We start from the raw sequence: 12,235 nt of genomic DNA on the forward strand, positions 1-12,235 counted from the left end.
TTGGTTTGTAAATAAGGATGGGCGGTTGAGAGTCAACAGCAACCGAAAAGGCATCGGGCTCATGCGTCACCGCGTTGTCACTGGAACTCGAATATCTGCCGGAAAACGCCAGGAGCAATCAGCGACAGAGGATTGATCTGCAACCGCGGTGTCGCTGTCGGGCCCGTCAATTTGAAGGTAATGCCGAGAAGGCCACGATCACGACCATTGCCCAGGAAGATGCCGATAAACGGCAACTCGCCAAACAGGCGATTGAGACCGTAGGCCGGCATGAAGGTTCCGGTCATATCGATGTTGCCGTTCTGGTCTTTCAAAACGCCCTGGAAGGTAGCTCCGATCTGCTCCCCACGCACCACACCGTTCTCCAGTGCCACGACGCCGTTGACGTAGACGACACGCGCAAAGCCTCGCTGGAACTTTTCCGAACTGACATCGATGTTGCGCCGAACAGCCGCGTTCAGGCTGCGGCCATCCTGGCCGGAAGGGGTCGCAACAATGTCCTGAAGCTTGGCTTCATTGAGAACGGCGAAATTTCGCAGATCGAGAGAGCCGCTCCACGACGTCCCGTTGGACGTGGTCAGAACCAGATTTAACAGGCCACCCCGGATACGGGTGTAGAGATTGGTGAAACGTGCAAACGCGCCCGCGTCGCTGCTGGTCAGATTGATCGTACCGCCATCCCCCTGGTTTGTCGTCTGTGCGACCACGGCCTGCCCACGACCGGACACGCCCTTGAAATCAACGGTGCGCACCTTGCCGTCCCTGACGCCGATGCTGGCGGTCACATTGGAAAGTGCCTCGTCGTTGAAGCCATAGACGCGGTCGAGATCCGCCTTGATGTTGAGCGAGCCGAGATCTCCACTCGGTACCACACCGGCTGATGCTCCGGACTGCCCGCTATCGGAACTGCGCAGCTTGGCGATGATAGGCCTGAGATCTGCCGACTTGCCGTTTATACTAACGGAGTAGCTTCTTTTCGCGGCAGAAACGGAAACCGCATAGTCATCCTGTGGCGACAACTGGAAACGGGAGAAGTTGGCGGAGATCAAACCGCCCTTGTCAAAAGCAAGGTCGCCAGCCACACCGAAACCATCGCCTTTGAGCGCCAGATCATGAATGTTCGTACGGCCATTGACCGTCTCCATGTTGAAGGACGCATTCGCCTTTACGCCCACACCCTTTGTCCAGCCAATACCCGGCAACACCATGGAAGCATTGGAGAGATCGAGTTTTACATCCTGTCGGTCGGGATCGATGCTGTCGATTTCGAGCAAGGTGGTTCCACCGAGCACGCTGGAGAGCTCCGGTGCAAGCTTGGCAATCTGGCCTGGTTCCAGGACGGCATTCAGCACCAGCTTTCGGCCTGTCGTACTGCTTTTTCGGATGGGCTGGGTCAGGTTGATATTCATCGCAACGTCGTCGATCCGCCCCTTGCCCAGCAGGTGAAGCGTATCATTGTTGAGCTTCAGGCTTCCGTTGACAGACGATACCTTCCGATTGGAGATGGGGCGAGATAACGACACGTCATTCAGCGACAGATCAGCCGACCAAACAGGCTCTGGCGGAGACTGGCTTTTCAGCAAACCGACGCGCAGCTTTGCGTGGGCCGTTACGGTTCCGGAAAAATCATCCGGCTTGAATTCGGTGTCTTTCAGCGCGTTGAGCGGCTGGAAGGAGGCAAGCTCCGCGACGCTGTCGGCCGATCCGCTGACGTTGAGATCGAGGTCCGCCATCAGCGGTTTGTCATAGACGTCGACAATTGAAAAACGGCTATTTTCCAGCTCAAGATTGCGGTTGGATGGGAAGTAGGACGTCGCTTTGGAGACATTGACGTCGATCTTTTCGCCCACCAGTTCAAAACGGGCATAGACGTCGCGAAGCGGCGGGATGTCACCGGCAACGTTAAGCCGCGTATTGTCGACATCGAACCTGATCTGCAACTCGCTCGCTGCAAGTTCCAGCGAGCAGTCCGGCCCGCACATTCTGCCCGCGGGAATGAAGACGGCTATGGAGCCGTTGCGCACCGTCCCGCCGAAAAGATTGGCGATTACCCAAGGCCGCGCCTTGCGCGCCATCCAGAAGGGCCAGAGCTGCTTGACGGCGGTCGTTTCCATTTTGGGAATTTGCCCGCCAAAACTGATCTCAGGTGAACCCTCTCCAAAGCGAACTTTCAGCGACCCCGCCATATCCCCATGCTGACTTGCGACGTAAAGCGTAGGCACATTGATCTCGCGTGTTGCCCGGTCATAGGTCCCATCTGCCGTGAGGTCGAACGTCACTGGCTCTTCGCCACCGGCATCAGCCACGGCAACGCCTTGTGGGAGGCGCAGAGCAATATTGAAACCTTTGTCGTTGTCGCTGATCTTGCCTTGGATCGGAAGCGTTGTGCGCCCCAATACGAGGCTTGAATTGCCTATCACGATGGCCTTGTCATCAAAATCATAGCGGGCGTTGATCACGCCGCTGGACACTGGCTGCGCCTCGCCGCCGATGTAAAGTTCACCATTACCGAGCGCAAACGAGAGGTCGAGCATGGGTTTTTGATCGTTTGCGCCACGGCTTGCGTCGATAATCACACCTGCCTTAACGTTGAGTCCCTGATGCATGAGGCCATCGCCATCATATTGCTCCACAAGCGGACCGATATCGAAGCCGTCCAGCCGTGCGGAAAACTTATCGATGCCGCCACCGCTGGCGGTGGCAGCAAGCGCCAGTTCCGCAATCTGCCCGTTGAAAGCCACGTCGCCATCCAGCTTGTAACCGCCATCGCCATCAGGAACGAGCGACAGTTCGCTTAAGTTGATTGTGCGCGGCTTGCCGTCCTCGCGCGGCGGCAAACGGATTGCGATATCTGAAAGATCAATTTCCTCCGTACCACTGCGCTGGAAAGTCTGTGACAGCCGGTCGAGATGGGCGAACGCATTTTCCAGAAGACCCGGCAGGGTATCGACACGTAGCTGCGAGAAGTCGAAGCCCTCCCCCTTCGGCAAGAGGGACGTATCGAGTTCCATTCCGTTGGCTTCAAGGGCGGCGATCGATACACGACCTGTCAGCAGCGCCAAAGGATCGAGCGCCATCCCGATGGAACGCGCCCGACTGAGATGCTGACCCGACTCGCTATCGATGATGTCAACATCCTGCGCCACGAGCGCCAGCTTCAGCCCGGAAGAAAAGCGAATAGCCGTGGAGCCTATGCGGGCCTCGTACCGAGAACCGAGCGCCCTCTCAAGCGCCTGCTGAGCCTGGCTGGACAGGGCGTTGTCCACAGAGCCGGTTTCCACCGATAGTATGATGCCGCCAATGGACAGGAAAGCGAGGATGAAGAGAGCGAAGAAAACCTGGGTGAAAGCGCGCAGCATGGAGCGCGGCGGAGGGCAGTGGACGATGATCGGGTCTTCGGCTTGCGCAGACGGCAAATCGTGAAGGGGCACGATGTCTCGCTTGCTGAAATTGACCTTCTCCCCTCGAATTTCCGCCATCCGTCCTGCCCGCTCCCGGAAACATCATGAACCCAAAGCCAATGGAATGAATTTGACATTTGATACCCATACACGGCCATCTTGAAGATCAAATGTCTGCTTCGAAAATTCCACTGGAAACAAAAACTTACTAGCGACTTTCATAATCTTGACGTTTGCTCTTGAGGCCTTCGCAGGCGGCAACAAGCGTCAAAATCAGACCACTAGCACTACATCAGTTTGGCGGTGTCACCCTGCCATTCCGCTTCAAACGCAACAAGACTGGACGAAGCTGTTATTCGCACTATATCGAGTAGCAGCCCCCATGCTCAACAATCCGGGCAAAAGAAAGGTGAACCATGGCAGAATTGACGATTGGCGACGAAGCACCCGATTTCCGTCTTCCCAGAAATGGCGGTGGTGACATTTCTCTCTCCGATTTGAGGGGCAAAGCGGTCGTCCTTTATTTCTACCCCAAGGACGACACATCCGGTTGCACGGCAGAAGCTATCGATTTCAGTGCGCTGGGTGGAGAATTCGAGAAGGCCAATAGCGTCGTCATCGGCATATCGCCTGATTCGGTGAAAAGCCATGACAAGTTCGCTGCGAAACATTCACTGAGCGTCATGTTGGCCGCCGATGAGGATAAGACCGCCCTGGAAGCCTACGGGGTCTGGAAAGAGAAGAGCATGTACGGAAAGAAATACATGGGCGTCGAGCGCACGACCTATCTGATTTCTCCGCAGGGCAAGATCGCGAAAATCTGGAACAAAGTGAAGGTTCAAGGTCACGCACAAGCGGTCCTCGACGAAGTGAAGGCCCTTTGACCGGCAAAAAGCTGATCGCGGAACCATGACATTTACCGTGACATCGCTACGCGGCGGGGCAATTGACGCCATTGCCTCAGCCGATCTCGATCGAAAAACCGCGCTTACGCAGGAGACGGCAACGCGCTGGCTCGAGCGGCGTCTTTCTTTACGCTCGCCGCTCGATCCAAAATTGCCCGAACGTCCTGGACGCCCTGAGAAACCGGAACTCGTTCCACCCACCGCTGTGAAGCGGCGTTCGCTTCACAGCGTGAAGGGACGCATAGCCCTTTTGCACGCCATCGCGCATATTGAACTCAACGCGGTCGATCTCGCTCTCGACATCGTTGCCCGATATGCCAGCGAGCCCGTCCCGCACTCGTTTTTCGATGGCTGGATGCAGGTGGCCTTCGAAGAGGCGAAGCACTTCAAGCTGGTGCGGGACAGGTTGCGCGCCTTAGGTGCCGATTATGGCGACCTCCCCGCCCATGACGGTCTGTGGCAGGCAGCGCACGCCACCCGCAACGATCTAACGGCGCGGCTTGCCGTCGTTCCCCTGATTCTCGAAGCGCGCGGTCTCGATGTCACGCCCCAGCTTCAGGCGAAGATGCGAGAGACAGGAGACCTGGAAAGTGCGTCCGTCCTCGATGTGATCTATAATGACGAAAAGGGCCACGTTGCCATCGGCGCGAAATGGTTTCGATTTCTGTGTGCTCGAGAAAAGAAGGATCCAGCGGAAACCTTCAAGCATCTTGTCCGCGTCAACTTCCGTGGCCCTTTGAAGCCCCCCTTCAATGACCTTGCGCGCGCGGAGGCTGGTCTGACGCCCTCGTTCTATCGGTCGCTTACCGCCGTCAGCCAGAGCTGACTGCGTTTGTAAAAGCTTCGTTAACCTTAACAAAGTATGTTTTTCAGCGAGCTGAAGCGTGCCGCGATCGCCCGGATTCGTGCCTCACGCTCGGACTTGATGTTGATCGCATGTCGTCATTGCAAGACCGCTTCACGTCTTTGCACGACATGCTTCAGAAGCCGCTGGAGCTGCAATGACGGAAGCGAGGACAAACCTGGCCTTTGGCAAGAAGCGCAAACAGCACGTCCTCATTCTGGCGAGCGGCGAAAGAGTTCGCCATGTCACGATCCGGCCTCTGCTGGTCGTCCCCACTCTTGTCATTATCCTGGTCATGACACTCGGCTTTGTCGGCTCCACCGCCTACCTGATATTCCGCGATGATATGCTTGGAGCGATGATCGCGCGCCAGTCTCGTATGCAGAAGGACTACGAGGACCGCATCGCCGCGTTACGTTCACAAGTAGACCAGATCACCTCGCGTCAGCTTCTCGATCAGCAAGCGGTTGAAAAGAAGGTAGAAAAGCTTCTGGCTCAACAGAACGCCCTTTCCTCGCGTCATGGTCGGGTGAACGATCTTTTGAATGAGAACGATGAACCCGCCTCACGCGAACAGGAAAGCGTTGCTCCATCGGCAAATGCATTTGCGCCTCAGAAGAGGGCAAGCCTTTCGGGAGCTGCGTCCGCCATCGATCACGCGCTCCGCGGGCCGGGAAAGGGACCGGGCCTTAAGGGAAGCCTGACATACCTTGATAACAAGGATGCTATTTCCGGCCGGGCGCTGACCCGTATGCTGGCATCGCTCAATCGAATCGAATCGGAACAGCTCGGGCGAATCGCTTCGCTAACGATAGGCGCAAACAACCGCGCAGACGCCATGGCCGATATCATTCGCAGCACCGGCATCAAGATCGATGACAAAGCGGACGATGCAATTGGCGGCCCCTATGTCGAAGTCTCCACCAATCCTTTCCAGTCCTCACTTGCCGATCTCGACAATGCGCTGGACCGGCTGGAAACCGTCCGTGGCGCCGCCGAGCGTTTGCCGCTTGGCAATCCGGCACCGGGTCGCGATATCACCAGCCGCTTCGGCAACCGCATGGACCCCTTTTTAGGTCGGCTTGCATTACATACCGGCATAGATTTTCGTGCGGAAACAGGCGCGGATGTGCGCGCCACCGGTGCGGGCACCGTTTCTTTTGCAGGTTATTCGGGCGGTTATGGCAATATGGTGGAAATCGATCACGGCAAGGGTGTGAGCACCCGCTACGGCCACCTTTCCCAGATTCTGGTTAGAACCGGTGAGAAAATCGAACTTTCCGACGTCATCGGCAAGGCAGGCAGCACGGGCCGCTCAACCGGTCCGCATGTCCATTACGAAGTGCGGCTGCACGACGAGGCTGTCGATCCGATGCGGTTTCTCGTGGCGGGCACGGAATTGAAGACCTATCTACAGTAACGCAGACGCCCCTCGGCAGAATTCAGACCGGTTTTTCTTCCCCGGCTACGATTTCATGTGTCGTTTTGGCACAAATCCCTGTTTCCTTGACTTTTCGACGATTTAAGCCTAAGTCGCGGACCACGATCTGCGGCACTAACGCTACGACAGTCGTTTGTTCTTCGAACCAGAACGGAAACAGTTTTTCCTTTGACAACATTCTCTGATCTTGGCCTGAGCCAAAAAGTCCTTTCCGCTATTGCCGATGCCGGCTACAACACGCCGACACCTATCCAGGCGGGCGCCATTCCCCCGGCGCTGGAAAGACGCGACATTTGCGGCATTGCACAGACGGGAACCGGTAAGACCGCCTCCTTCGTGCTGCCGATGCTCACCCTGCTGGAAAAGGGTCGAGCGCGCGCACGAATGCCCCGGACACTCATTCTGGAACCGACGCGCGAACTCGCCGCCCAGGTTGCCGAGAATTTCGAGAAGTATGGCAAGAATCACAAGCTCAATGTCGCGCTGCTCATCGGCGGCGTTTCGTTCGAAGAGCAGGATCGCAAGCTGGAGCGTGGCGCGGATGTCCTGATCTGCACCCCCGGTCGCCTGCTCGACCATTGCGAGCGCGGCAAGCTTTTGATGACGGGCGTGGAAATCCTTGTCATTGACGAAGCCGACCGCATGCTCGACATGGGCTTCATCCCCGATATCGAACGCATCGCGAAGATGATCCCCTTCACGCGCCAGACACTGTTCTTCTCGGCCACCATGCCGCCGGAAATTCAGAAGCTCGCCGATCGCTTCCTGCAGAACCCGGTCCGCATTGAGGTTGCAAAGCCTTCTTCGACGGCAAAGACGGTCACGCAGCGCATCGTCGCAACGCATGATAAGGATTATGAGAAGCGCGCCGTGCTTCGTGATCTCATCAAGGCGCAGACCGAGCTCAAGAACGCGATTATTTTCTGCAACCGCAAGAAGGATGTCGCCGATCTCTATCGTTCGCTTGAACGTCACGGCTTCTCCGTCGGTGCTCTGCATGGCGACATGGACCAGACCTCACGCACCAAGATGCTTGCCGGCTTCAAGGACAATCAGATCACGCTGCTGGTCGCGTCCGACGTTGCCGCGCGCGGTCTCGACATTCCAGATGTCAGCCACGTCTTCAACTTCGACGTTCCGATCCATGCGGAAGATTATGTTCATCGCATCGGCCGTACCGGTCGCGCTGGCCGTTCGGGTGCCGCCTTCACGCTCGTCAATCGCCGCGACACCAAGTATCTCGACGCCATCGAAAAGTTGATCGGCGAGAAAATCGAGTGGCTGAACGGCGACCTTTCGGAACTTCCCGCCCCCATGGAAAGTTTTGCTACCGACCGTCCGCGCCGTGGCAAGGACAAAGACAAGGATCGTGGCCGTGGTCGCGACCGGAACCGCCGCGACGCGCCGCAGCAGGTCGAGGCAGAAATCCCGAATGTAAAACCGGCTGACAACACGCATGTTGCGGCAAATGGAGGCGACAAGGTGAAGGCAGAGCGCAAGCACGAGAAGGCACCTCGCAATTTTGAGCGGAGCCACGGTGCTTCCCACGCCAATGACGACAACCGTGACCGTCGCCGCCACTATCGCGACCATGACGACGGCCCGACACCTGTCGGATTCGGAGATGACATTCCGGCCTTTATGCTGATCGTCGCAAACGCCAAAGGCTGATGGCACGACCGGGCATCGATTTTCCCGGTGTAGGATGCGGGCTCGTCATTAGACGAGCCGGCACAGTTCTTCTATATAAGCGCGTGAAGCCACCTGAAGCCGGTCACTGGAGCATAGTGGGCGGTAAAGTCGACCATATGGAGCACGCTCTCGATGCTGCCCGGCGGGAGGCTGAAGAAGAAAGCGGGCTGACGATCGGTAACGTCCGCTTCTTGTGCATCAGTGAGCAAATCATTCCTGCGGACGGTCAACATTGGCTCTCGCTCATCTACGTAACCGACGATGCGACGGGAACGGCGCAATTGACGGAGCCGGATAAGCTTTCAGAAATGGGCTGGTTCGATATAAACGACCCACCCTCCCCGCTTTCCCTTTTCGCTCAGGACGCGTTTCGTCATCTTGGATCCTGGCAGGGTCAAGACTGAACGATCCGCGGCGCTATACCCATCGCGCGCTAAGCAATCATTCTTAGCCATAAGACGTTTTTTCTCGGCATTTAGCCTTTTGCATCCTGCTCAGCCTCGATAACATTGGACAATCGCACAGGATAATGCCGTCCATGAATTCACTCCGCCTGCTCAGTTTTGCCTTTAGCCTCAGCGTGGCCAGCGTCGCACATTCGGCGACTATAGCCGTTGTTGCGCCGCAAAGCGGCCCGTACGAGATATTGGGTTCACAAATCCGGCAGGGTGTGAAGGCGGCAGCGGCGAAGGTCGGGCTCGATGTGATGGAGATCCATGAAAGCTGCGAAGATGGTAGCGGCGGCGCGATAGCTGATGGCCTTGTCGCATCCAAAGTCTCTGTCGTGGTTGGCTTCCTCTGCACAGAAACGCTTGCGGATGCCTTGCCAACCCTGAAGGGCGCAGCCATTCCAGCAATCACGCTGTCCAGCCGGGCACCGATCGTCATGGAAGATTCGTTGAAGCGTGGCTGGCCTCTGTTCCGTATGGCCGCTTCGGAGACCGCAGAATCATCTGCCATCGCTGATGTCATGTTGCGCGACTGGAAAGGCCTGTCCTTCGCCCTTCTCGATGACGGCACGATCTATAGCCGCGAGCTGGTGGATCGGGTTCGTGCGCGGCTGGAAGAAGCCGGGCTGAAACCGACATTCACCGATACGCTGCGCCCGTCGCAGGAACAACAAATCTCTCTTGTTCGACGTCTCAGCCGTACGGGTGTGACACATGTCTTTGCTGCTGCCGAACGAAATGACGTATCGATTATCGCGCGGGATGCAACGGCAGAAAAAATATCGCTGGTGCTGTTGGGAGGCGATGCACTGCGAGCGGCAAACACACCCGTTCCGCTTCAGTCAGGCGTTCTGGCTATGGCGCTACCGGATTATGCGACACTGCCATCCGCAAACGAAGCCGTACAACAATTGCGCACCGCCCATATCGAGCCAGACGGTTATGTCCTGCCAGCCTATGCAGCGACGCAACTCTCCGCCGAAGCGCTCGAAATGGCTGCGGAACAATCGAAGCCAACGCCTGCGATCATGATCGGAAACACCTTCACTACGGTGATCGGCCCCATCACCTTCACTGATCGCCACGAGTTGCAGGATAATCCCTATCGGTTACAACGCTGGACAGGGACTGAGTTTACGCCTGTCGATAAGGCGATAAATTAAAGCGTTTGCCAGCCGTATGGAAACGTTACCGTCATGCTTGATTGTCTTCCGACCCAATCGACTGGAGACTGGTCCTATCCTTAGCCAATCTTGTTGTGCCGGACATCCGATGATAAGGGGCAGCAACGCCTTGCCACTCAGGAGCATTTGCCAATGACACTGCCCGTCAGGATCGCCCCCTCCATTCTCGCCGCAAATTTCGCAAAGCTCGGGCAAGAGGTTGCCGACGTAACGGCGGCTGGAGCCGACTGGATCCACCTGGACGTCATGGATGGTCATTTCGTGCCGAATATCTCGTTCGGACCGGATGTCATCAAGGCGCTACGCCCGCACAGCAACGCCTTTTTCGACTGCCATTTGATGATTGCGCCAGCCGATCCTTATCTTGAGGCTTTCGCCAAGGCTGGCTGCGACGGCATCACGGTTCACGCGGAAGCCGGACCTCACCTGCATCGCTCTCTGCAAACCATCCGTTCGCTTGGCAAAAAGGTTGGCGTCACGCTTAATCCCGCGACACCGCTTTCGGTGCTCGAAAACGTGCTGGACGATGTCGACCTCATCCTCATCATGAGCGTCAACCCGGGCTTTGGCGGCCAGAAGTTCATTCCGGCGATGCTGGACAAAATTCGCGCTGCAAAGTCGCTTATCGGCGACCGGCCGATCGAACTCGAAGTTGATGGCGGGATCACCATCGAAACAGCAGGCAGCGCCATTGCCGCTGGCGCCAATGCACTCGTCGCTGGTTCTGCCATCTTCAAGGGCGATGGCGTAGATGACTACAGGAAAACCGTTTCGGCGCTGCGGGCATCCGCCGAAAGTGGCAGGACCTGAGTGTGATCACTCCACGCGTCGGGATTTACCCTGCCGCGCCGAATGCGTTGAGATTGCCGGAACACTTTGCTAAACGGCATCAGATTTCTCAGTTCAAAAAGGCTTTGCCATGATCCCTCGTTATTCCCGGCCGGAAATGGTCGCTATCTGGTCGCCGGAAACCAAGTTTCGCATCTGGTTCGAAATCGAGGCGCATGCGTGCGACGCGCTGGCCGAGATCGGGGTGATCCCCAAGGAATCGGCAAAGACCATCTGGGAAAAGGGCGGCGCTGCAGAGTTCGATGTTGCCCGCATCGATGAGATCGAAGCCGTCACCAAACATGACGTCATCGCCTTCCTGACCCATCTTGCGGAGTTCGTCGGTCCTGACTCGCGCTTCATCCACCAGGGCATGACCTCGTCCGACGTGCTCGATACCACGCTGAACATTCAGTTGGTCCGCGCCGCCGACCTGCTGATCGCCGGCATGGACCGCGTTTTGACCGCACTGAAGACCCGCGCTTTCGAGCACAAGAACACCGTTCGCATCGGCAGAAGCCATGGCATTCATGCCGAGCCGACCACGATGGGCCTGACATTTGCCCGTTTCTATGCCGAGATGGACCGCAACCGCAACCGCCTCGTCAATGCCCGTGCGGAAATCGCAACTGGTGCGATCTCCGGCGCTGTCGGCACCTTCGCCAATATCGATCCGTCGGTTGAAGAGCGTGTTTGCAAGGCGCTTGGCCTGTCGCCGGAGCCCGTTTCCACTCAGGTCATCCCGCGTGACCGCCACGCCATGTTCTTTGCTACACTCGGCGTCATCGCCTCGTCGATCGAGAACGTTGCCATCGAAATCCGTCATATGCAGCGCACCGAAGTTCTGGAAGCGGAAGAGTTCTTCTCCCCCGGCCAGAAGGGCTCGTCGGCCATGCCGCACAAGCGCAACCCTGTTCTGACCGAAAACCTGACCGGTCTTGCCCGTCTGGTGCGCATGGCTGTGGTTCCCGCCCTGGAAAACGTCGCTCTGTGGCATGAGCGCGATATCAGCCACTCATCCGTCGAGCGCGGCATTGGCCCGGATACGACCATCACGCTGGATTTCGCTCTCAACCGCCTTGCCGGCGTGATCGAGAAGCTGGTGATCTATCCGGAAAACATGTTGAAGAACATGAACAAATTCCGTGGCCTCGTCCATTCGCAGCGTGTGCTGCTGGCTCTGACGCAGGCCGGCGTTTCGCGCGAAGATTCCTACCGTCTCGTTCAGCGTAATGCGATGAAGGTCTGGGAGGAAGGCAAGGACTTCCTCGAAGAACTGCTGGCGGATGAGGAAGTGCGCGCAGCGCTTCCGGAAGAGACGATCCGCGAAAAGTTTGACCTAGGCTACCACACCAAGCACGTCGATACGATCTTCAAGCGGGTGTTCGGCGAGGCTTGATCCTCAAGCCGAAGACAAAATCGGCGCTTCGCGTCACTTAAAGATCATCGCTCACTTCGGCCAGGACCGAGGTGAGCGTCAGGCGTGCAAGA

General features: G+C 57.3%; 9 protein-coding genes. 8 read left to right on the plus strand and 1 reads right to left on the minus strand.

The features are described 5' to 3' along the window. Positions 1-77: 77 nt before the first annotated feature. On the minus strand, positions 78-3,479 hold the full coding sequence (locus ACQZ5M_RS08615) for a YhdP family protein (RefSeq protein WP_449079482.1): 3,402 nt from the start codon (positions 3,477-3,479) through the stop codon (positions 78-80). Between the two features lie 338 nt (positions 3,480-3,817). On the opposite strand from ACQZ5M_RS08615, the gene bcp reads away from it, so the two are divergent. The 8 genes from bcp (at position 3,818) to purB (ending at position 12,143) form a co-directional block, all read left to right on the plus strand. Continuing rightward, on the plus strand, positions 3,818-4,285 hold the full coding sequence (bcp, locus tag ACQZ5M_RS08620; protein ID WP_296077484.1) for a thioredoxin-dependent thiol peroxidase: 468 nt from the start codon (positions 3,818-3,820) through the stop codon (positions 4,283-4,285). A gap of 25 nt (positions 4,286-4,310) precedes the next feature. After that, complete coding sequence (locus ACQZ5M_RS08625; protein ID WP_449079483.1) at positions 4,311-5,132, plus strand: ferritin-like domain-containing protein; 822 nt, start codon at positions 4,311-4,313, stop codon at positions 5,130-5,132. Positions 5,133-5,307: 175 nt separating this feature from the next. Further along, positions 5,308-6,570, plus strand: coding sequence for a peptidoglycan DD-metalloendopeptidase family protein (locus ACQZ5M_RS08630; RefSeq protein WP_449079484.1), 1,263 nt, complete (start codon positions 5,308-5,310; stop codon positions 6,568-6,570). A 189-nt stretch (positions 6,571-6,759) separates the two neighbouring features. Next, the gene (locus ACQZ5M_RS08635) at positions 6,760-8,262 is read left to right on the plus strand and encodes a DEAD/DEAH box helicase (RefSeq protein WP_296098314.1); all 1,503 of its coding nucleotides are present in this window, start codon (positions 6,760-6,762) and stop codon (positions 8,260-8,262) included. After that, complete coding sequence (locus tag ACQZ5M_RS08640; RefSeq protein ID WP_449079485.1) at positions 8,262-8,687, plus strand: NUDIX domain-containing protein; 426 nt, start codon at positions 8,262-8,264, stop codon at positions 8,685-8,687. Before ACQZ5M_RS08635 ends, ACQZ5M_RS08640 begins: the two co-directional genes overlap by 1 nt. Positions 8,688-8,821: 134 nt before the next feature. Next, positions 8,822-9,895, plus strand: coding sequence for a branched-chain amino acid ABC transporter substrate-binding protein (locus ACQZ5M_RS08645; protein WP_449079486.1), 1,074 nt, complete (start codon positions 8,822-8,824; stop codon positions 9,893-9,895). 153 nt (positions 9,896-10,048) lie between these two features. Beyond that, positions 10,049-10,726 (plus strand): ribulose-phosphate 3-epimerase, encoded by a 678-nt coding sequence (rpe, locus tag ACQZ5M_RS08650; protein ID WP_296039436.1) that lies wholly within the window; start codon positions 10,049-10,051, stop codon positions 10,724-10,726. Between the two features lie 109 nt (positions 10,727-10,835). Continuing rightward, positions 10,836-12,143, plus strand: coding sequence for an adenylosuccinate lyase (purB, locus tag ACQZ5M_RS08655; protein WP_449079487.1), 1,308 nt, complete (start codon positions 10,836-10,838; stop codon positions 12,141-12,143). Positions 12,144-12,235: the final 92 nt, after the last annotated feature.

Source organism: Rhizobium sp. 22-785-1, assembly GCF_053521965.1.

What these genes read in the sequence shown, in the direction of transcription:
- ACQZ5M_RS08615 (WP_449079482.1), bottom strand. Translation starts at nt 3,479, where the DNA reads ATGGCGGAAATTCGAGGGGAGAAGGTCAATTTCAGCAAGCGAGACATC.
- bcp (WP_296077484.1), top strand. Translation starts at nt 3,818, where the DNA reads ATGGCAGAATTGACGATTGGCGACGAAGCACCCGATTTCCGTCTTCCC.
- purB (WP_449079487.1), top strand. Translation starts at nt 10,836, where the DNA reads ATGATCCCTCGTTATTCCCGGCCGGAAATGGTCGCTATCTGGTCGCCG.
- ACQZ5M_RS08630 (WP_449079484.1), top strand. Translation starts at nt 5,308, where the DNA reads ATGACGGAAGCGAGGACAAACCTGGCCTTTGGCAAGAAGCGCAAACAG.
- ACQZ5M_RS08640 (WP_449079485.1), top strand. Translation starts at nt 8,262, where the DNA reads ATGGCACGACCGGGCATCGATTTTCCCGGTGTAGGATGCGGGCTCGTC.
- ACQZ5M_RS08645 (WP_449079486.1), top strand. Translation starts at nt 8,822, where the DNA reads ATGAATTCACTCCGCCTGCTCAGTTTTGCCTTTAGCCTCAGCGTGGCC.
- ACQZ5M_RS08625 (WP_449079483.1), top strand. Translation starts at nt 4,311, where the DNA reads ATGACATTTACCGTGACATCGCTACGCGGCGGGGCAATTGACGCCATT.
- rpe (WP_296039436.1), top strand. Translation starts at nt 10,049, where the DNA reads ATGACACTGCCCGTCAGGATCGCCCCCTCCATTCTCGCCGCAAATTTC.